The sequence below is a fragment of the Kocuria salina genome, from assembly GCF_013368965.1.
Lineage (GTDB): Bacteria > Actinomycetota > Actinomycetes > Actinomycetales > Micrococcaceae > Kocuria > Kocuria rosea.
The window spans coordinates 723,483-743,231 of record NZ_SSSF01000001.1 but is presented as its reverse complement, the minus strand read 5'-3'; the positions used below and the strand labels follow the sequence as shown (position 1 = coordinate 743,231).

The window sequence follows — 19,749 nt, the reverse complement described above, 5'->3', positions numbered from 1 at the left end:
AAACGCTCGTTCTGGAACGAGGGATCGATACAGTGGTGGGGTGACCACCGTCCCGCGACTCCCCGCGCGCACCCGGCTGCTGCAGGCGGCTGACCGCGTGCTGTTCGACCGCGGCATCCGGGCCACGCCCGTCGACGAGCTGCTGCGCGAGGCGGAGGTCTCGGCAGCCACCCTGTACACGCACTTCGGCAGCAAGGACGCCCTGGTGGCCGAGGCGCTGCGGGTCCGGCTGGCGGACTGGCGGTCGGTCTGGGACCAGCACGTGGTCGCGGCCGCCGACGACACGGCGCGGCTGCTCGCGGTGTTCGATGCCCTGGCCTCCTACCGGCGGGACCAGCCCCACCCGGCGCGCTGGTGCGCCTTCCTGGCCGCGGCCACCGAGCTTCCCGAGGCCGCGGACGAGATCGGCGCCGTCCTGGCCGCGGACACCGCCCTCCTCACCGAGCGACTCCTGCACCTCTCCCGGCCCCTCGCCGGGGGACGCGCCCAGGACCTGGCCGACGAGGTCCTCCTGGCCTACGGCGGGACCCTGGCCGCCTTCCTCCGCGGCACCCCGCGCTCACCGATCGAGGTCGGCCGCCGCCTGGCCTCCGCCGCGGTCCGAGCCCACCGCCGCGCCTGACCCTTCACCAGCGACGGGCGGCTCCGGACCCCGACGCCGGGGCCACCTCGGTGCGGGCGTGCAGAGCGGGGCCTGGCGTCAGCGGTGGAGGCGGACGCTCAGCCGGGGCAGCAGGACCTGGACCAGCGGGCCGATGGCCAGGGCGTAGAGCACCGTGCCCAGCCCCACGGTGCCGCCGAGCACCCACCCGGCGAGCACCACGACCACCTCGATCGAGGTGCGGACCACGCGCACCGATCCCCCGGTGCGCCGGACCAGGCCGGTCATCAGCCCGTCCCGCGGGCCGGCGCCCAGGTGCACCCCGATGTAGGCGGCGGTCGCCACGGCGTTGAGGAGCACGCCGGCGAGCACGAGCAGCACCCGCAGCGGCAAGGACTCGACCGGAGGCAGCACCGCCAGGGTCGCGTCGAGCACCAGCCCGACCACCACGGCGTTGCTGAGGGTGCCCAGCCCGGGCCGCTCGCGCAGCGGGATCCAGAGAAGCAGCAGCAGCACGCTGACCACGATGACCACCGTGCCCATGCTCAGCCCGAACTGCCGGGACAGCCCCTGGTGCAGCACGTCCCACGGGATGACACCGAGCTCCGCCCGCACGAGCATCCCCATGGTGATGCCGTAGAGCACCAGCCCGGCGAAGAGCTGCACGAGCCGCCGGGGCAGCCGGCGCGACCCCGGCCCGTCGATCGAGCGGGCGAGGGCGCGCGGACTCCAGTTCATGCGGATCATCTTCGCACCGGCGGGGCCCTCCCTGCGCACGGGCCGGAATCGCCGGCGAGGCCGCCGCCCGCCCGGCACGTCGTCGGCCCTCCGCGCGGCCGAGGACCGGCCGGCTTCAGATCCGCCGGGTGCTGGTGATGCCGCCGTCCACGTGGATCTCGGCGCCGTGGAGGTAGGCGGCGTCGTCGGAGACGATCCAGGCGACGGCGGCGGCGATCTCCTCCGGGGTCCCGGGACGCCCGGCGGGAGTGGCGGCCGTGATCCGGGCGATCACGTCGTCGGCCGGGGCGTTGACCGGGGACCGCGTCGCTCCGGGAGAGACGGTGTTGACCCGCACACCGTGCGACCCGAACTCCGCCGCCCAACTGCGCGCGAGCTGGATCTGCGCCGCCTTCGTCGCCGAGTACAGCCCCACGACAGGGCTGCCGACGTGGGCCATCCACGAGCCGATGACGACGATTGCCCCGCTGCCGTTCTCGACCATCCCCGGCGCCAGGGCGGCCGTGAGCACGTGCGGGGCACGCACGTTGACGGCGAGCGCGGCCTCGAGATCCGCGTCGGTGAGGGAGAGGGTGTCCACGGCGGGGCACACGGCGGCGTTGTGGACCAGCGTGTCGACGTGACCGCCCAGGGTCTGCGCGGCCGCGCGGGCGAAGGCCCGGAGGTCGTCCGCGGGGGCGGTGAGCTCGGAGGCGATGAAGTCCGCCCGCCCTCCGCGGTCGCGGATCCCGGCCACCACGCCGTCCCCGCGGGCGCGGTCACGGCCCGTGACGCCGACATACCACCCTCGAGCCGCCAGTGTCCGTGCGGTGGCGGCACCGATGCCGCTGGTGGAGCCGGTGACCAGAGCGGTGCGGGTTCGTCCCAGTGGTGTCATGACCCCATGCTCGCCGGGGCGAGCCCGGATGGCCACAGCCGGCTCGAGCAGGACGGGCAGCACGCCGTTCCCGACGACGTCGTCGTGGCGCTGCGGCGCCCGCTGCACCCGGGCAGGATCGAAGCAACCCCTCTGCACGACCCGGCCGCTCCTCCGCGCCGCGCCCGCCCGGGATCCGTCCGCCCGGCTCAGGCCTTCCTGACGGTGAGGGTGACGTTGGGGCAGGAGGCGGCGATCCGGGTCAGGGCGGCCTTCTCCGTGCTGTCGACCTTGAGACCCCAGCGGATCTTCACCGCCACCCACTCCCCGACGTAGCCGCAGCGGTTCCGCGGCGGCATCCAGGCCTCGGGGCCCCGGGCCTGCTTGGCCGAGTTCAGCGCGGAGGTCTGGGCGCTGAGCGTGCGGTGGTCGCCGAGGTCGTTGTAGAACGCCACGCGCTTGGCCTTCGTCCAGTACCGCGCCCCGGAGCCCCAGGCCTCGTGGACGGGCACCGTGTGGTCGATCTGCACCGTGGTGGCCGAGGTGTGCACCCTCCCGTCCCAGGTGGTGATCCAGCGCCCGCCCTTGACGGTGCAGCGCTTGCTGGTGGTGAAGCTGATGCTCGCCCTGGACTCGTTCTGCAGCACCTCGGCGCGGGTGTTCTGGCAGTCGCGGTTGGCGTCGTTCCAGTCGCCGAACTGCCTGGCCCGGTCATAGCCGACGTTGTTCTCCCCGGCCACGGGCAGGGACTTCACTGCGGTGCGCAACGAGGCGCTGTAGGTCGTCGCCGCCTCGACGGGCATAGCACCACCGACGAGGACCAGACCGGCCACGACCACCGATGCCGCGGCAGTCCGGAGCGGGCCGCCGACAGTGGGCGAGCCGTCGCCGGAAGGGCGGGCACGGAAGAGCATGCTGAGGAACATCGGGGGCCTCCAGGAAGGGGGATGAGGCGCCGGCGCGGGCGTCACTCCATCCTGGCATCGCTATTGCAAATACATGCAACGTGTTGTGGTCACACTTTTGGGGACGACTCCCGGGACAGGGGGGACCTCTGAGAGCTGCGTCAGGCCTCGACAGGGGAGAGCATCGGCCGGTGCTCGTAGAAGGTTTGCAGCACCACGGTGGTGCGGGTGTTCACGGAGGCCACGTGGCGCACCTCGTTGACGAGGGCCTCGAGCGCCTTCGGCGAAGCCACCCGGACGAACAGCATGTAGGCGGAGTCCCCGGCCACCGAGTGGCAGGCCTCGATCGCCGTGATCGACTGCAGGAGCTCGGGGGCGTTGTCGGGCTGGCGGGGATCGAGGGGCGTGATCTCGATGAAGGCCGCGAGCGGCTTGCCGATGGCCTCGGGGTCGAGGATCGCTTGGTACCCGGCGATCACCCCGCTGCTCTCGAGCTTGCGCAGGCGCGCCTGCACGGCCGAGACCGAGAGGCCGACCCGCTCGGACAACTGGGCGAGGGTGGCGCGCGGGTCGTGGGACACCTCGGTTGCCAGTCGCACATCCATGGGGTCGTCCATGGGCCGAACGCTACCAGCTGATCCCGCCGAGAGGGTTGACAGCCTCACGACCACATGTGAATGTTCCTGTATGTGATCATCATCACCGGAAAATTTCCGCTGATCTACGACAGGAGGGTTTCAATGTCCACGTCTCTGCAGGCGGTGCAGGCCATCATCGGCGAACCTGAGGTCGTGGAGGATGCCCGCACCGTGGAGTCGAGCCCGGCCTGGCTCCGGCTCCGGTCGGCGGCCACCGCCCTGCAGGCCCTGCAGGTCAAGGACGGGTCGATCCCCGAGCTCGCCGACCACCCGACGGCGCGCGAGCACGTCGAGGTGATCGTGGCGTCGATCGCCGAGCTCGCCCCGCTCTTCCCGCACGACGCGGCGTACCTGGCGGCCCTGCCCCGCGACTTCGCACGCTGGGCGGACGGCGGCTTCGGGGAGCCGGACTTCCTCGACTCCCTCGTCGAGTTCCAGCCGCAGCAGCACCGCGTGGACGGCATCCGGCATCTCGTCGTGTTCCCCATGCACACCCAGAACGGCTCGGCGAACCGGCACGTCGAGGCCCTGATCGTCGAGGCGATCTGGCCGGAGTTCATCGCCGAGCTCGAGGCCGGGCACTACGGCAACAAGCTGTTCGTGTCCCTGCGGCTGATCGACTTCACCCCGGGCTACGACTCGAACTCCGCGGTCCTGTTCCCCGAGACGGTCGCCGTGCGGGAGATCCCGACGTTCACCTGGGGCGCCATCTTCCAGGACCGTGAGGCGGCACGCTACCGCCGCGTGGTCACCGCAGCCGCCGGCATCACGAAGCTGGACCTGCCCGAGGACGCCGCGGCGCTGCTCGCCGATCAGGATCTCGCCGAGAAGACCTTCGTGATGTGGGACATCATCCACGACCGCACGCACATGCGCGGCGACCTGCCGTTCGACCCGTTCATGATCAAGCAGCGGATGCCGTTCTTCCTGTACTCCCTGGAGGAGCTGCGCTGCGACCTGACGGCGTTCCGGGAGTCGGTGACGATCGAGCGTGCGCTCACGGCGCGGCGAGCGGCCGGCGAGGAGCTCACCGAGATCGAGGAGCAGACCCGCCGGCACGGGAAGCTCGTGCAGTACGCGGTGATCTTCGACCGGATCTTCCGTTTCGCGATCACCGGTTCGCGGGTGCGCAACTACGACGGGCTGGGCGGGCAGCTGCTGTTCGCCTGGCTCCACCGGAAGCACGTCCTGCAGTGGCGTGACGTCGAGCTCAGCTTCGACTGGGACCGGGTCGCGGACGCGGTCGTCGAGCTCGGCGAGGCCATCGACCAGCTGTACTGGGAGTCGATCGACCGGCCGAAGACGGTGCACTGGATGAAGGCGTACGAGCTCATCGCCTCCGTGGTCCCTCCGAACCCCGCATCGGTGTGGGCGGAGGGGCTCCCCCGCGAGGTGCTGGCCGGGCCGCCGCGAGGCTACACGGACCTGGTGCTGGACGACGAGTTCCCGCTGTCGATGTTCTTCGAGGCGCTCGACAAGAAGATGAAGGGCGTCATCGCGTCGACGGCCGGCATCCGCGCCACGGACGCCTGAGCGATGACCGACCTGACCGGGCGCACCGTCCTGATCGCCGGCGCCACCAGTGCGTCCGGTCTGGCGGCGGCGCGGACCCTGACCTCGGCCGGGGCCCGCGTCGTCGCCACGGGGCGCCACGCGGAGAAGCTCGTCCCCCTCGCAGCACTGGGGGCGCACACGGAGACGGCGGACCTCGCCGACGAGCGCGCCGTGCTCGACCTCTCTCGCCGGCTGCACGACCGCGGCTGGCCGGTCGACGGGATCCTCCACCTCGTCGGAGGATGGCGCGGCGGCGGTGGGCTCGCCGGGCAGACGGAGGAGGACTACCGCATGCTGGAGACCTCCTTCACCGCCCTGCGCCACCTGAGCCGCGCCTTCGACGACGACCTCCGGGCCTCGCCGGCGGGCCGGCTGGCGATCGTATCCGCGACCGCGGTGAACCGTCCGCTGGCGGGCGGTGCCAACTACGCCGCGGTGAAGGCCGCGAGCGAGGCGTGGACCCGGGCGGTGGCGCAGGGATATGCGAAGTCCGCCCGCGAGGCCGGCGAGCCGCTGCGCGCCGCGGCCGTGATCTTCCGGGTGAAGGCCCTGGCCGGTCTGGAGGACCGGCTCGCGAACGCCTACGCCGGGCTCTGGGAGGCCGAGGCCCCGGAACTGAACGACTCCACCATCGAACTCCAGGAGAAAGGATGAGGCACCGCATGAAGAGGTCCCACGACGCCGAGCTGAGGGGTTTCGCCTCGGACAACTACTCCGGGGTCCACCCGGAGGTGCTGGACGCCCTGGTCGAGGCCAACGGCGGTCACCAGATCGCCTACGGCGAGGACGAGTACACGGCACGGCTGCAGGACGTGATCGTGCAGCACTTCGGCGAGGGCGCCTCGGTGTGGCCGATGTTCAACGGCACCGGCGCCAACGTCGTCGGACTCCAGTCGATGCTCCCGCGCTGGGGCGCGGTGATCTGCGCGGACACCGCGCACATCCACGTCGACGAGGGCGGCGCGCCCGAGAAGTCCGCCGGCATCAAGCTCCTTCCCGTCCCCACGGGGGACGGCAAGCTCACGCCCGAGCTGATCGCCGCGGAGGCCTGGGGCTGGGGGGACGAGCACCGCGCCCAGCCGCTCGTCGTCTACCTCACCCAGTCCACCGAGCTCGGCACCCTGTACACACCGGACGAGATCCGGGCCGTCTCGGACTACGCGCACGCCCACGGCATGTCCGTCTACCTGGACGGGGCCCGGCTCGCGAACGCGGCGGCCGCCCTGGGACTGCCCCTGCGCGCCTTCACCACCGACGTCGGCGTCGACGTGCTCGCCCTCGGCGGCACCAAGAACGGGGCCCTCGGCGCCGAGGCGCTGGTGGTCCTGAACGAGGCCGCGTCCCAGGGCCTGGTCTACCTGCGGAAGAACCAGATGCAGCTGGCCTCGAAGATGCGGTTCGTCTCGGCCCAGCTGCTCGCGCTCCTGGACGGCGACCTGTACCTGCGCAACGCGGGCCGCGCGAACGCGATGGCCCGGCGGCTCCGCGACGGCATCGAGGCGGGCATCGCCGACGGGTCGATGCCCGGCGTGGCCTTCACCCAGGAGACCCAGGTGAACGCCGTCTTCGCGACCCTGCCCGCGGGCATCGCGGACCGCCTGCGCCGGCGGTTCCGGTTCTACGACTGGGACGCCGCGAAGGGCGAGGTCCGCTGGGTATGCAGCTTCGACACCACCGAGGAGGACGTCGACGCGTTCCTGACCGCCCTGCGGTCGGAGCTCGTCCCGGTCGGCTGATCCCGCCGGCCCGTGCCCGCCGCCCGGGGCGGGTGACGGGGACTGCTGCCAGGTCAGGCGGCTCCGCCGGCGGCCGCCGGGGCCCCGGAGTCGTGGCCGTGCCCGCCGTCGCCCACGTGCTCCCGGGCCACGAAGTTCTCCAGGTCGAAGAGGTTCTCGGCCCGGCGGGCCACGTTCACCAGGGTGGTCATCGAGGCGACCTCCTCGACCTGCTCCTTCAGGAACCAGAGCATGAACTGCTCCCCCAGCGCGTCCCCCTCGGCCCGGGCGGCGGCGAACAGCGCCTTGATCTGCTCGGTGACCTCCTGCTCCTGGGACAGCGCCAGGGCCAGGGGTTCACGGACGTCGGTGAAGTCGTTGCGCACCTCCCCCACCCCGGGAATGGTCAGCGGCAGGTCCCGGTCCAGGATGTACTGGACGATCATCATGGCGTGGTTGCGCTCCTCCAGCGACTGCCGGTAGAAGTGCCGGGCCAGCTGCGGGAGGTCCTGGCTGTCGAACCAGACCGCCACGGCGATGTACTGGTGGGAGGCGGCGAACTCGTGGCCCACCTGGCGGGTGAGCAGCTCGTCGAAGGTCTCGGGGGCCATCAGGATCTCCTGACATCAGTGGGTCCCCAGGGCGGACGACGCCCCGGCCGCTCCACCGGTGCGAGCCCGGGGCGGGGCCGGCAGGAATCGTCGCTCGGGTCTGGAGTTCGAGCGTAGCGCGGTGGGACGGCCGGGTGTAGGCCGGTCACCGGAAACTTTCCCCCGACACGATGCTCCGGGTCGTCCCGTCCTTCAGACGACGCGCACCGCGGTGAGCTCGTAGACCCTGGCCGTGCTCGTGGCCGGTCCGTGGCAGGTCAGCTGATGCGGCGGGGCGGTGTGGGACCGCAGTTCGACGTCGACGAGGCCCGGCCGGGGCGGGCGGCCGGCGAGACGGATCCGCCAGCGGTCGCCGTCGCGAGCCGACTCGGTGACCGTCCAGTCGTGGCGGCCGGCCGGGCCGAAGCGTTCGAGCGCGGCCGCGACAGCGGCCTGCTGCGGTGGGAAGAGATCGGTGTACCCGCGCAGGTGCTCCGCGTGCACCCGGCCGGCGAGGTGCTCCTCGACCGTGGTGACGGAGGACTCCGCGTCGAGCCCTCCGTAGTAGACGCCGTCGGGGACGACGACGACATTGGCGGCGAACCGGTCACCGCCGACATGCGAGCACTCCCAGACCAAATCCGGCCAGCGCTCGCTCAGGGCACGTCCCACGGGCCGTCCGCGCACCGCGCAGCAGGGATCGTGCTGACCGTGGGCGCAGACCAGGAGGACCGGTGGGTGGCCGGTTTCACCCGGCACGCCGAGGGCCGTGGCGATTCCCGCGAGGTCCTCGTCGCGGCTCCACGTGCCCCAGTGCTGACGGCCGTCGCCGGAGTCGTCGTGGCGCAGCACGGCCCACCGGCGGGGGCCCTCAAGGCTACGGCGGCCGTGTCGCCGGACCAGAAGGATTCGGGCCTTCGCCGCCTGCGCGGCGGAGAAAACGAGGGCCTTGGTCTCCGGCTCGAGCTCGAGACCGTCGAACCCGTTGACCGGCCATCCGCCGCGGTGCTCGATGAGGACCCAGACGAGCCCGCGCGGCGCGGTGCCCGCCATCGGGTCGCCGCGCCCCCGGGCTCCGTCGGCGCACCAGAAGCGGCACGAGGCATTCACGGCGGCGGGGTCACTGGTCACAGGGAACAAGAACCCCCGCCCGCAGCAGTCGTTCGGCGAGCTCGATCCCGAGCTCGCCGGCGGTGTGGACCTCGCCGTCGAGCAGGCACGAGACGGACGGCAGATCGGTCTCCGGGAAGTCGAGCCACCCCACACGTGTGCTCAGCCGCGGGCCCTCCAGCCGTGCCTCCAGGGCACCGCGCAGCCGCACGGGGGACCCGGGGCCCAGGTCCTGGACGGCCGAGAGCTGGGCCAGCGGCCCCAGCGGGGCCGGGCGCCCCTGCCCTCGCCGGGTGCGCTGGAACCGCGGTGTGGGATCGGCCGCGGCCAGTGCGGCGACCAGGCGCTCCCGGACGGTGTCGAGCTCCCCGCCCGGTCCGTCGACGCCCAGGGGCAGGGACCCGCGCATCTGCGGGTCCTCGGCCAGCAGCGCCAGCGCCTCCTGGACGAGCTGCTCGGCCAGGCCGTGGCGGGTCCAGGTGTGGATCCCGAGCGTGAGGTGGATGGAGACCGCCCCCTGCGCCTGGGCCGCGTGCAGCCAGCCGCGCGGCAGGTAGAGGGCGTCGCCGGGTTCGAGCACCACGTCGAGATGCGCTTCGCCCTTCGCCGCCTCGGCCACGGCGGAGCGGCGGTCGGTCCAGGGCTGGTCCCGCAGCGGGTCCGGGTGCACCGGCTCGTGCAGCACCCAGCGCTTGGTCCCCTCGATCTGCAGGACGAAGACGTCGTGGACGTCGTAGTGGTCGTCGAACCCGCGGTTCTGCGGCGGGGTGATGTAGGCGTTGGCCTGCACCGGGTGCCCGAGCTCGCCGCTCAGCGCGGCGCTGAAGTCCGCGACCGGCTCCCAGGTGCGGTGCAGCGCCTGCAGCACCAGCGTGGCGCCGTCGGCGAACTGCCGCCACAGCGCGGTGTCGTCGAGCTGGTCCGCAATGGTGGCGCCGACCCCGGCGGGGGATGTGAAGGTGGAGTCGGGGAACGTCGACCCGTCCTTGGCGACGCGCAGGAAGGGCGTGCGCAGCCCGCGGCGCGAGATCAGCTCGTCGACGGCGTCGGCGGAGAACAGGTCGGCGAAGCCGCCCGCCCGGCGCGTGAGCAGCGGTGCCCGGCCCCAGACGTCACGGGCGAACCGCTCCCGGCCGATGTCGATCAGGCGGGTCTCCAGGACCCCGGCGCCGCTCCGGGCGCCGGGGTCCTGCCCGTCAGTGCGGACGACGTCCACGCTCAGAGGCCTCGTGCTCCGGCTCCTCCGTCGGCGCCGCCATCGGCACCGCCGTCCGCGCCGCCGTCGTGCACCCCCGGAGTGCCGGTCGCTCCACCGTCAGCGGGGCCCTTGGCGCCGCCGTCCGCGCCGCCGTCGTGGACACCCGGAGTGCCGGCGGCTCCACCGTCGGCCGGGCCCTCGGCGCCGTTGTCAGCACCGCCGTCGGCACCGCCGTCCGCGCCACCGTCGTGCACGCCCGGGGTGCCGGCCGCTCCTCCGTCGGCCGGGCCCTCGGCGCCGTTGTCAGCGCCGCCGTCGGCGCCGCCATCGGCACCGCCGTCCTGAACACCCGGAGCACCGAAGGCTCCGCCGTCGGCGGGCCCTTCCGTCTGGTTCGGATCCTGCTGTGCATCAGTCATGTTGACCTCCCAGTTTCGAGTGACCGGGCCGTCAACGGCACCGGGTCACCAGGACAGGCGATGCGTGAGCAGCACCGCCCATGTCGAGGCTATCCGGGCAGCGCGGGCGAGGGAACAGCCCTCACGTCCGCCGCCGTCAGGGAAGCCGGACGAGGAGCGGCGCGACGTGCGCCGTCTTCGCCGGGGGCACGATCTCCGGGCGGCCTCCGGAGGTGGAACAATTCACCCATCCCCTGCTCGCGACCGGGAGGTGCTGCATGACCGGCCTGGAGCTCGCCGTCGTCGCGCTCGTGGTGAGCATCGCGTCCTGTCTGCAGGGCGCGATCGGCTTCGGTGTGGCCCTGCTCTCCGCTCCCGTGATCGCCCTGTTCGACCCCACCCTGCTGCCCGGTTCCCTCCTCCTGGTGGTCACCGGGCTCACCGCGCTCGGCATGCTGCGGGACCGCGCCGCCGTGGACGTCAAGGACGCGGGCTGGGCAGTGGCGGGGCAGGTCCCCGGCACCGTGGCGGGAGCGCTGCTGGTGGCGGCCCTGTCCGCCCGGACGCTGGCCCTCGTCCTGGCGAGCACCGTGCTGCTGGCCGTGCTGCTCAGCGTGTGCGGTTGGCGGCCGCGGCCCCGGCCCGCGGCCGTCGTCGTCGCGGGGGCGGCCTCCGGTCTGCTGGGGACGGCCACGTCCATCGGCGGTCCGCCCATGGCGCTCGTGTGGCACGGGTCCTCGCGGGCCCGGATGCGCGGCACGATGAGCGCCTTCTTCCTGGTCGGCGCCGTGATGGCCCTCGTGGCGCTGACCGTGGTGGGGTCGATCGACCGCCGGACGGTGCTCTTCGCGGCCGCTCTCCTGCCGGCCATGGTCCTGGGCTTCGCGGTGTCCGGAGCGGTCAACGCGCGGATCAATCGGCGCATCGTCCGCCAGGTGGGCCTCGTCGCCTCCGCGCTGGGCGCCGTGCTGGTCCTGCTGCAGGCGCTCTGAAGCACGTCCTGCCGGGCGTCTCCGGCCGGCCTCAGAGCTGGTCGATCCGCCGGTACCGGGACGGCGTGGTGCCGGTGGTGGCCCGGAAGTGCCGGTTGAAGTTGGAGAGGTTGGTGAAGCCCACCCGGTAGCAGATGTCCGAGACGGGCAGATCGGTGCCCCGCAGCAGCCGGCAGGCCTCGGTGAGCCGCATCCGGGTGACCGTGCGGTTGAAGCCCACTCCGGTGGCCTTGGCGAACAGCCTTGAGAACGCGTCCCGGCTCAGGCCCACGGCCTCGGCCACCTCCGGCACGAGCATCCGGCCGTCCAGGTGCTCGGTGATGTAGCCCAGCGCCCGATTGAAGACCTCGGCCTCGGCCGCGTCCAGGCGGTAGGAGCCGCCGCGGCTGTCCAGGTAGCGGCGCTCGCTCTCCGGGGACTCGGCGAGGACGGCCAGCAGCTCGGCCACGGCGGCCAGCCGCCGGAGGCCGAACGTGCCGTTCACCGCCTCCATCGCCGCCGCGCCCTGGACGGCGGTGCGGCCGGTGAACTCGATGCCCCGGGCCGCGGCCTCCAGCAGCGGGCGCAGGGCCTCGAGCTCGGGCAGCGTCCCGGCGGCGGCGAAGAACCGCTCCTGGTCGAACTGGAGCACGGCGTCCCGGTTGCGGACCACGGCGTCGTCGTCGCGGTGGGAGATCCAGTTGTGCGGCAGGAAGGAGCCCATGAGGCTCAGGTGGCCGGGGCCGAAGGGCCCGGCCCAGTCTCCGGCCATCACCGTGCCGGAGGACTCCCGGATCAGGTGCACCTCCACCTCGGGGTGATAGTGCCAGCGGGCCAGGGGGTGGGGCCAGTCGTGCTCGTGCCACCGCACGGAGCTCGACGGGTCCGGGATCACCAGCTCCCGGACCGGGGAGGTGGCGTCCTCCGGCGTCGTGCTCCGTGCGGCGGCACCCACGGTCAGGCTCCGGCCACGCGGATCTGGATCTTCGTGTCGGTGGGCCGGCCCTCGGCGCCGCGCTCGAACGCGGCCACGGCGTCCTCGAACGGATAGGTGGCGCTGATCAGGGCGCCCAGGTCCACGGCCGGGGACGCGGCGAGCTCGATGGCCCGCTGGTAGGAGTTGGCGTAGCGGAACACGGTCTCGATCCGCAGCTCCCGGGCCTGGGCGGCGGCGACGTCCAGCGGCACCGGGTCCACGGGGATGCCGACCAGGACCACGGTGCCGCCGGGCGCGGGGATCTCCCACAGGTTCCCGAAGACGTGCGGGCTGCCGCTGGCCTCGAAGACCACGTCCGCGCCCCAGCCGCCGGTGGCCTCCCGCACCGCCTCGCCGAGGTCCTGGCGAGAGACGTCCACGGCGTGGATGGTCGGATAGGCCTCGATTTTGGCGAACTTCTCCGGTGCCACGTCAGAGATGTACACCCGGGACGCCCCGCTCGCGGCGGCCGCGATGGCGGTGAGCACCCCGATGGTGCCGGCACCCACCACCACCACGACGTCGCCCGGCGCCAGGCCTGCCTTGGTCACCGCGTGCACCGCCACGGCGAAGGGCTCGATCAGGGCGCCCTCCTCCAGCGAGAGCTGCTCGGGGAGCTTGTAGGTGAAGTCGGCGGGATGGATGATCTCGGGCTGCAGGCAGCCGTCCACCGGGGGCGTGGCCCAGAACTGCACGTCCGGGTCCACGTTGTACATGCCCAGACGCGCGGCCCGGGAGCGCGGGTTGGGGATGCCCGGCTCCATGCAGACCCGGTCCCCCACGGCCAGGTGGTCGACGCCCTCCCCCACCTCCAGCACCGTGCCGGAGGCCTCGTGGCCGAGGACCATGGGGTTCTCGACGACGTAGGGGCCGATCCGCCCGTGCGTGAAGTAGTGGACGTCGCTGCCGCAGATGCCCACGGTGTGCACGCCGATGCGCACCTCGCCGGGGCCCACCGGGCGCAGCCCCGGGACGGGCCGGACCTGGATCTCGTGCTGGCGTTCGAGGACGACGGCGTCCATGGTGCTCTCCTGGGTGCTCGGGGGCTTCGCGGCGGTGGTCGTGGGGTTCGGGGTGGTGAGCGTGGTGGGGTTCATGATCTCAGGTCCTCTCAGGCGGCCATGGCGAGGCGGTCGCGGCGCGGGAGCATCCGGCCGTCCTCGGTGGTGAGGCCGGGCTGGGGCGGGTGGATGAAGAAGGTGGTGAGGGTGCCGAGGAGCATCAGGGCCGCGAAGACCCAGCACACCCCGATCGGGCCGAGGACGGGCAGCAGCAGGGTGGCGATGCCGGGGCCGAGGAACGTGGTCAGCCCGGAGGCGAGGTTGTGGGCGGAGATCGCCGCGCCGCGGTGCTCGGGGGCCAGGGCCGGGAAGATCGCGCCCATCGGGACGAATGCGGTGACGGAGAGGGCGAAGAGCACGGCGGCCCCGACCATCGCCGGGAAGCTGGGACCGAACCACACCGGGACGTAGGCGAAGGCGAGGACCGCGAGGGCCATGCCGCCGAAGCCGAACCAGCGCATCTGGCGCATCCAGCCGTAGCGGTCCCCGAGCCGGCCCCAGACGATGTTGGCGCCGATGGTGATGGTGTTCATGATCGCCCAGAGCATCATCCACTCGGGCAGGGTGAACCAAGACTCGCCGCCGATCTCGCCGGTGGTCAGGTACAGCGGCATCATCATGGGGAACGCATAGAGGGTGAGGTTGCACAGCACCCGGATGACCACGGAGAGGGCGATCTGCCGGTTCTCCACCAGGATGGTCACCCCGCGCAGCAGCTCGCGGGTGCGCTCGGCGCCGTGCAGCTTCTGGGAGAGGTCCGTCTCGGGCGGGGCGCCGGGGACCAGGAAGGCGCACATCAGGGTGCCGGCCGCCACGAAGGGCAGGGACGCCCAGAGGGTGGCGTACTCGCCGATGACGGGGACCAGGAGGCTGGGCACGTAGGCGCCCATCACCCCGATGCCCAGCGAGAAGGACGCCCAGAACCACCCCATGGCCGAGGCCAGGCGGCTGGGGTGCACCGACTGTGCGATGAGCACGACGAAGGAGTACATGAACAGCGGGTAGGCGACCCCGCGCAGGGCGTAGATCAGGATCGTGCCGACCACGCTCTCCAGCCCCACGGTGAGGAACAGGACGTGCAGCACCATCCAGAGGACGCCGCCGAGGACCATGAGGCGCTTGGCGCCCACAACCTCGGCGAGCACGCCGGTGGTCCAGGCCGAGATGGCGACCACCAGGCCGTAGACGGTGAAGACGAGGCCGGCCTGGGTGGGCGTGAAGCCGTTCTCGACGAGGAAGCGGGACAGGAACGTGAGCTCAAAACCATCACCGGTCATGAAGATGGCGAGGGCGAGATAGCCGAAGAGCAGGCGGCGGGGCATGCCGAACATGCGGGTACTCCTTCGTGGACACCAAGCGGGAGGCACCTGGCGAGCTGAAGAGCGGTCGGCCGGTGCACGATGTCCTCAACGCTACGGAGGTGTGACGCGGGCCACTAGTCGATTAATCCGGCGTACGCTGATACTTCTGTGCACATGTGGGCGCCGTTCCGTAGGACTCAAACGCCCTGCCCTGCCCTGCCAAAGCTCCAAGCCACGCAACCTGGCAGGTCGACGCAACTTTCGGCGCGACGCGTCACGTCTACAGATGCGGCGCTCATCATTCCATGACGTCGGCGACCTTAGGCTGCCACTATGGGTCAATCGCAAAATGCCAACGTCGACCGTCTTTCCCCCGGCTTATATGAGCTCCTGGAAGACTCCGTGTTGGCGATGGAACTTACGGAGTTGCCGGAAGGCACTGCCGCTCTCGATACTGTGGACCCAGCTGACACCCCTCACGTTCTCGCGCGGTATCTCAACGACCACATCCTGTTCCACTTAGAGGCCGTACCCGCTGCTAACCGTGTGGACGAAGCCAATCGCATCTTGGCAGCCGTTAACGATGGAATGCGGAATCCGGCGTGCATCAGCGAAGGTCCGCGACAGCTCGTGGCGATTGCGCCGAGGGTTGGCGCCGCAGCACGAAAGCCAGCAACGCCACTATCTGACGCTGCTCTGCTCACCAATACACCGCATGAGCCGCAGGTCGGACGCGAGATCGCCAAGGAGCTCGAAAGCGCCGATCGTGTGGATCTTCTCATTGCTTTCGTCAAGTGGTCCGGTCTGCATGTCATGGACAAAGAGCTCCAGTCGTTGAAGGACCGCGGCATTCCGTTCCGCGTCCTGACCACCGTCTACATGGGTGCCAGCGATGCCAAGGCAATCAACGCGCTGGCGCGTAAGTACGGCGCGGAAGTTCGAGTCAGCTACGAAACCCGCAATACGCGCCTGCACGCCAAGGCGTGGATGTTCCACCGCAAGACCGGCTTTAGCACGGCCTATGTCGGCAGTTCGAATCTGTCGCACGCCGCCATGCTGGACGGGCTCGAGTGGAACGTGCGCCTGTCCTCCGTCGCGACGCCGGCACTCCTCCATAAGTTCGAGGCGACCTTCGAGAGCTACTGGGCGTCGGAGAGCTTTGAGTCCTACAACCCGGATGATGACGGCGAGCGCCTGGCGAGGGCGCTCGCCGAAGGAGGCGGACGGGTGTCTTCGGAGGTCTCCATTGCGCACCTAGATGTCCAGCCCTATCCCTACCAAGCTCAAATGCTCCAGGAGCTGGAGGCGGAGCGTGTTATTCACGACCGCCACCGGAATCTCGTGGTCGCCGCGACGGGCACTGGAAAAACCATCCTCGCGGCTTTGGACTATCGCAGGCTGCAGGCCGGTACCCCTGGTGAGCTATCACTGCTTTTTGTGGCCCACCGCCGAGAAATTCTCGAGCAAGCACGCCAGACCTATGCCACAGTTCTGCGTGACGGCGCCTTCGGTGAGCTCATGGTCGACGGCTATCAGCCAGTCAGAGGCAAACACGTTTTTGCGTCGATTCAATCTCTTAACGCCAAGAGCCTGGACCGCTTCGCCCCTGAGTCGTTTGACGTGGTAGTCATCGACGAGTTCCACCATGCCGATGCTCCGACCTACCGCAAGATCATTGAGCACTTCCAGCCTCAGGAACTCCTCGGACTCACCGCCACTCCGGAGCGCGGCGACGGCGTCAACGTCGCAGAGAAGTTCTTTGGAGGCCGCATTGCGAGCGAACTGCGCCTGTGGGATGCCCTCGATCAGCAGTTGCTGACGCCGTTCCATTATTTCGGCGTCTCAGATGGCGTCGACCTGTCTTCACTTCAGTTCCGGCGGGGTCGGTACGAGGACAAAGAACTGGATGCCGTCTACACGGGCAATGACGCACGCACGGCCAAGGTGTTGCAGGCTCTCAACGACAAGGTGCTCGATCCGCATCGCATGAAAGCCATTGGCTTCTGCGTCTCCGTCAAACATGCGGAATATATGGCACGGAAGTTCACGGCGGCCGGGCTGCCGTCCGCGGCACTGTCCGGGGAGAGTTCCAGCGACGAGCGGCGGACTGCCCTCAAGTCGCTGCAGCTCGGAGAACTGCGTGCCGTCTTTGCCGTCGATCTGTTCAACGAAGGCCTTGATATTCCGCAGGTCGACACCATTCTCATGCTCCGGCCGACGCAGTCCTCCACGCTGTTTCTGCAACAACTGGGACGCGGCCTGCGGCTAGCTCCCGATAAACCCGTACTAACCGTTCTGGATTTCATCGGATTCCAGCACCGAGAGTTCCGGTTCGACCTGAAATACCGTGCCGTGACGGGATCGAGCCGGACGCGCCTGGCCAAGGACCTGGAGGAGGGTTTTTCCTTCCTCCCCTCCGGAACGCAGGTCGTCTTCGATACTGTCGCCCAATCCGTGGTGCTCGACAACGTGAAGCGTCAACTGCGCCTGACGACCCGGCAAGTGGTCGACGAGATTAGGGATTTGGCGGCGCAGCAGCCGTCGCCCGAGTCGTACACCCTGCGTCAGTACCTGACAGATTCCCTCTCAGAGGCATCAGACATCTACCGACGGAACAAGTTTGACGGTCGGCCGACGACCTGGAACACCTTGCGTCGTGCCGGTGGACTGGTCCCCGATGTTCTGTGGCCCGCCGAGGATCAGGAGACGGAGGTCCTCGTTTTGCTACAGCGCGCCAAGGCGTTTTTGAACGTGGATGACCCCGCCCGGCTACGGTGCTACGAGGATTTGCTTCGCCCTGATGCCCCGCCGGTGTTGTCTCTGCCGCTCAGAGAGCAGCGAATAGCGCGCATGCTCTACTACTCCTTCTGGCCACAGGGTCGGAAGAGCGGCGGTCCGGGCGAATTAGAGAGCGGCCTCCAGCTGCTCCGGTCGCACGCCATCCTGCGGAACGAGCTGACGCAGCTCATCGACGTCACCGCCGACGGCGCACGCAACCTGCCGCGTTCACTGGGACAGGACTACGCCGACATTCCCCTGCAGACACATGCGCACTACACCCGGGAGGAACTTCTGGCCGGTCTGGGCATGGGAGAAGAAGGGCAGCGCACTCCCGGCACAGTGCGCGAAGGCGTGTCCTGGATTCCGTCATCACGCTGCGAGGCGCTTCTCGTCACGCTCCATAAGTCGGAGAAGGACTTTTCGCCCAACACCATGTACAAGGACTACGCCGTCTCCGAGACGCTCTTCCACTGGGAGTCGCAGAACCAGACGACTCCGGAATCCGCAGCGGGACAGCGTTATCAACACCACACCGTACAGAACAGCCACATCATGCTGTTTGTCCGTGAGTCCCCGACTCAGGAGGCCGGCACCTCGCCGTACGTCTTTTTGGGACCTGTCGATTATGTGTCGCACGAAGGGTCCAAACCCATGTCGATTATTTGGAAATTGCGCCGTCCGATGCCGTCCCCCGTGTTCTCGGCCGCGAGCACGGTAGCGCCTCTCAGTTAGAGCCGCGGACGGCGGGGCTTAGAACTCGATCACCTGTCGCACCGCCCGGCCCGCATCCAGCTCGTCCATCGCCTCGTTGATCTGGTCCAGCGTGATGTGGGAGGTGATCAGCTTCTCCAGCGGCAGCGCGCCGTCGCGCCACATCTGCTCGTACTTGGGGATGTCCACCGCCGGCACGGCGGAGCCGAGGTAGCTGCCGATGATCTGGCGGGCCTCGGCGGTGATCTTCAGCGGCTCGATCTGGGACATGGCACCGGGCGCCGGCAGGCCCACGGTGACGGTCACCCCGCCCACGGCGGTGGCGTTGAACGCGGTCTCGAACGCGCGCGGGTGCCCGGCGGCCTCGATGACCACGCGCGGCTTGTCCTCGAGCGCCACGAGCTCGTCCGGGGTGAGCGCCTCGTCCGCGCCGAACTCCTTGGCGAGCTCCAGCTTCTCCGGCAGCGCATCCACGGCGATCACCCGGCGGCAGCCCACGGCCTTGGCGACCAGCACCGCGGCGAGTCCCACGCCGCCGAGGCCGACCACGGCCACGGCGTCGTCGGGGGTGGCCTGCGCCGCGTTGATGATGGCCCCGCCCCCGGTGAGCACCGCGCAGCCCATCACGGCCGCGATTGCGGCCGGAACGTCCTCGCCCACGGGCACCACGGAGCGCCGGTCCACCACCGCGTGGGTGGCGAACCCGGAGACCCCCAGGTGGTGGTAGACGTTCCCGCGGGTCTCGGAGCGCAGGTGCATCGAGCCCTCGATGAGGGTGCCCGAGGCGTTGGCCTTCGAGCCGACCGTGCACGGCAGCAGCCCCTCGGTCTTGCACGCGGCGCACTCGCCGCAGCGCGGCAGGAACGCCATCACCACGTGCTGGCCCACGGCCAGGTCGGTGACCTCGGCGCCCACGTGCTCGACGACGCCGGCGGCCTCGTGTCCCAGCAGCATCGGCAGGGGCCGCGGCCGGTTGCCGTTGACCACGGAGAGGTCGGAGTGGCACACCCCGGCGGCGGTGATCCGCACCCGCAGCTCGGTGGGCCCGGGCTCGCCGAGTTCGAGCTCCTCGACGCGCAGCGGCTGCGACTCGGCGTACGGGGCGGAGGCCTCCATGGTCTCCAGGACGGCTCCACGAATCTTCACGACGACCTCCGGAATCGGTGCACGGGTGTGACGCCGTTCACCGTACCGCCCGACTCTCCGATGATCGAGGACGTGCGCCCGTTCGCCCCGCCGCGGACGCGGCTCTCGAGGGCCAGTTCGACAGTCGGCTGAGCATGCGTAGGATCGATGGGCGACATTGCCCCGAGAACCCTCCCCCCGTCCCGTCCTCATCGGGAACCACGACAGAGAAGAGACATCACCCATGATCGGATTCATCGTTGCCGGCCTCGTCATCGGCGCCCTCGCCCGCCTGATCAAGCCCGGCAAGCAGCACCTCAGCCTGATCGCCACGCTGCTGCTCGGCCTGGCCGGCTCGGTGATCGGCGGCGTCATCGCCAGTGCGCTGGGCACCGGGGACATCTTCGAGCTGAACATCCTGGGCTTCATCGTGGCCGTCGTCGCCGCGGTGCTGCTCATCGGTGTGGCCGAGGGCGTGGCCGGGCGCAACAAGGCCGTGCGCTGACCGCTCACCGGACAG

The 19,749-nt window shown here is 70.4% G+C and carries 20 protein-coding genes and 1 tRNA gene; 8 read left to right on the top strand and 13 right to left on the bottom strand.

Annotated elements, in window-relative coordinates:
• Window positions 1–40: 40 nt before the first annotated feature.
• Window positions 41–622: a TetR/AcrR family transcriptional regulator gene (locus E7Z53_RS03450; RefSeq protein ID WP_017831864.1), complete on the top strand. Its 582-nt coding sequence runs from the start codon at window positions 41–43 to the stop codon at window positions 620–622.
• A gap of 78 nt (window positions 623–700) precedes the next feature.
• Here E7Z53_RS03450 and yczE read toward each other — a convergent pair whose 3' ends face one another.
• The 4 genes from yczE to E7Z53_RS03430 all read right to left on the bottom strand — a co-directional run bounded on the left by yczE (window position 701) and on the right by E7Z53_RS03430 (window position 3,717).
• The gene (gene yczE / locus E7Z53_RS03445; protein WP_422386539.1) at window positions 701–1,339 is read right to left on the bottom strand and encodes a membrane protein YczE; all 639 of its coding nucleotides are present in this window, start codon (window positions 1,337–1,339) and stop codon (window positions 701–703) included.
• Between the two features lie 115 nt (window positions 1,340–1,454).
• Entirely contained in the window at window positions 1,455–2,354 is a 900-nt protein-coding gene (locus E7Z53_RS03440; RefSeq protein WP_017831862.1) for an SDR family NAD(P)-dependent oxidoreductase, read from the bottom strand.
• A gap of 50 nt (window positions 2,355–2,404) precedes the next feature.
• Window positions 2,405–3,109 carry an HNH endonuclease family protein gene (locus E7Z53_RS03435; protein ID WP_244296623.1) on the bottom strand — a complete coding sequence of 235 codons (705 nt, stop codon included), beginning with the start codon at window positions 3,107–3,109 and terminating at the stop codon, window positions 2,405–2,407.
• Between the two features lie 152 nt (window positions 3,110–3,261).
• Complete coding sequence (locus tag E7Z53_RS03430; protein WP_031282182.1) at window positions 3,262–3,717, bottom strand: Lrp/AsnC family transcriptional regulator; 456 nt, start codon at window positions 3,715–3,717, stop codon at window positions 3,262–3,264.
• A gap of 123 nt (window positions 3,718–3,840) precedes the next feature.
• Here E7Z53_RS03430 and E7Z53_RS03425 point away from each other — a divergent pair, with 123 nt between their 5' ends.
• The 3 genes from E7Z53_RS03425 to E7Z53_RS03415 are packed head-to-tail and all read left to right on the top strand — an operon-like array spanning window position 3,841 to window position 7,028.
• Window positions 3,841–5,271 carry a DUF6421 family protein gene (locus E7Z53_RS03425; protein ID WP_017831859.1) on the top strand — a complete coding sequence of 477 codons (1,431 nt, stop codon included), beginning with the start codon at window positions 3,841–3,843 and terminating at the stop codon, window positions 5,269–5,271.
• Window positions 5,272–5,274: 3 nt separating this feature from the next.
• The gene (locus E7Z53_RS03420) at window positions 5,275–5,946 is read left to right on the top strand and encodes an SDR family NAD(P)-dependent oxidoreductase (protein ID WP_035924159.1); all 672 of its coding nucleotides are present in this window, start codon (window positions 5,275–5,277) and stop codon (window positions 5,944–5,946) included.
• Between the two features lie 8 nt (window positions 5,947–5,954).
• The gene (locus E7Z53_RS03415; RefSeq protein ID WP_176337162.1) at window positions 5,955–7,028 is read left to right on the top strand and encodes a threonine aldolase family protein; all 1,074 of its coding nucleotides are present in this window, start codon (window positions 5,955–5,957) and stop codon (window positions 7,026–7,028) included.
• A gap of 53 nt (window positions 7,029–7,081) precedes the next feature.
• Here the strand turns inward: E7Z53_RS03415 and E7Z53_RS03410 are convergent, their stop codons facing one another.
• The 4 genes from E7Z53_RS03410 to E7Z53_RS03395 form a co-directional block, all read right to left on the bottom strand.
• The gene (locus E7Z53_RS03410) at window positions 7,082–7,618 is read right to left on the bottom strand and encodes a ferritin (protein ID WP_035924162.1); all 537 of its coding nucleotides are present in this window, start codon (window positions 7,616–7,618) and stop codon (window positions 7,082–7,084) included.
• Window positions 7,619–7,810: 192 nt separating this feature from the next.
• Entirely contained in the window at window positions 7,811–8,650 is an 840-nt protein-coding gene (locus E7Z53_RS03405) for a sucrase ferredoxin (RefSeq protein ID WP_081994187.1), read from the bottom strand.
• 67 nt (window positions 8,651–8,717) lie between these two features.
• Window positions 8,718–9,923, bottom strand: a complete 1,206-nt coding sequence (locus E7Z53_RS03400; RefSeq protein WP_035924163.1) for a cupin domain-containing protein — start codon at window positions 9,921–9,923, stop codon at window positions 8,718–8,720.
• A gap of 2 nt (window positions 9,924–9,925) precedes the next feature.
• Window positions 9,926–10,324: a BatC protein gene (locus E7Z53_RS03395; RefSeq protein ID WP_176337161.1), complete on the bottom strand. Its 399-nt coding sequence runs from the start codon at window positions 10,322–10,324 to the stop codon at window positions 9,926–9,928.
• A 257-nt stretch (window positions 10,325–10,581) separates the two neighbouring features.
• On the opposite strand from E7Z53_RS03395, the gene E7Z53_RS03390 reads away from it, so the two are divergent.
• Window positions 10,582–11,295, top strand: a complete 714-nt coding sequence (locus E7Z53_RS03390; RefSeq protein WP_176337160.1) for a sulfite exporter TauE/SafE family protein — start codon at window positions 10,582–10,584, stop codon at window positions 11,293–11,295.
• Window positions 11,296–11,326: 31 nt separating this feature from the next.
• Here the strand turns inward: E7Z53_RS03390 and E7Z53_RS20695 are convergent, their stop codons facing one another.
• The 4 genes from E7Z53_RS20695 to E7Z53_RS03370 form a co-directional block, all read right to left on the bottom strand.
• A complete protein-coding gene (locus tag E7Z53_RS20695; protein ID WP_217905344.1) occupies window positions 11,327–12,229 on the bottom strand; it encodes an AraC family transcriptional regulator in 903 nt (300 codons plus the stop codon).
• A gap of 2 nt (window positions 12,230–12,231) precedes the next feature.
• Window positions 12,232–13,347 carry an NAD(P)-dependent alcohol dehydrogenase gene (locus E7Z53_RS03380; protein ID WP_255219371.1) on the bottom strand — a complete coding sequence of 372 codons (1,116 nt, stop codon included), beginning with the start codon at window positions 13,345–13,347 and terminating at the stop codon, window positions 12,232–12,234.
• Between the two features lie 14 nt (window positions 13,348–13,361).
• Entirely contained in the window at window positions 13,362–14,642 is a 1,281-nt protein-coding gene (locus E7Z53_RS03375; RefSeq protein ID WP_176337159.1) for an MFS transporter, read from the bottom strand.
• A 651-nt stretch (window positions 14,643–15,293) separates the two neighbouring features.
• Window positions 15,294–15,608, bottom strand: coding sequence for a hypothetical protein (locus E7Z53_RS03370; protein WP_150110237.1), 315 nt, complete (start codon window positions 15,606–15,608; stop codon window positions 15,294–15,296).
• Here E7Z53_RS03370 and E7Z53_RS03365 point away from each other — a divergent pair.
• Window positions 15,593–15,666, top strand: a tRNA-Ala gene (locus E7Z53_RS03365). The two genes, E7Z53_RS03370 and E7Z53_RS03365, sit on opposite strands and share 16 nt — an antisense overlap.
• Window positions 15,666–18,125, top strand: a complete 2,460-nt coding sequence (locus E7Z53_RS03360) for a DUF3427 domain-containing protein (protein ID WP_150110236.1) — start codon at window positions 15,666–15,668, stop codon at window positions 18,123–18,125. Before E7Z53_RS03365 ends, E7Z53_RS03360 begins: the two co-directional genes overlap by 1 nt.
• A gap of 18 nt (window positions 18,126–18,143) precedes the next feature.
• On the opposite strand, the gene E7Z53_RS03355 is transcribed toward E7Z53_RS03360, so the two are convergent.
• Window positions 18,144–19,250, bottom strand: coding sequence for a zinc-binding dehydrogenase (locus E7Z53_RS03355; protein ID WP_369597944.1), 1,107 nt, complete (start codon window positions 19,248–19,250; stop codon window positions 18,144–18,146).
• A gap of 223 nt (window positions 19,251–19,473) precedes the next feature.
• Between E7Z53_RS03355 and E7Z53_RS03350 the strand changes: the two genes are divergently transcribed.
• Window positions 19,474–19,734 carry a GlsB/YeaQ/YmgE family stress response membrane protein gene (locus E7Z53_RS03350; RefSeq protein ID WP_136340880.1) on the top strand — a complete coding sequence of 87 codons (261 nt, stop codon included), beginning with the start codon at window positions 19,474–19,476 and terminating at the stop codon, window positions 19,732–19,734.
• The last annotated feature ends 15 nt before the right edge of the window (window positions 19,735–19,749 follow it).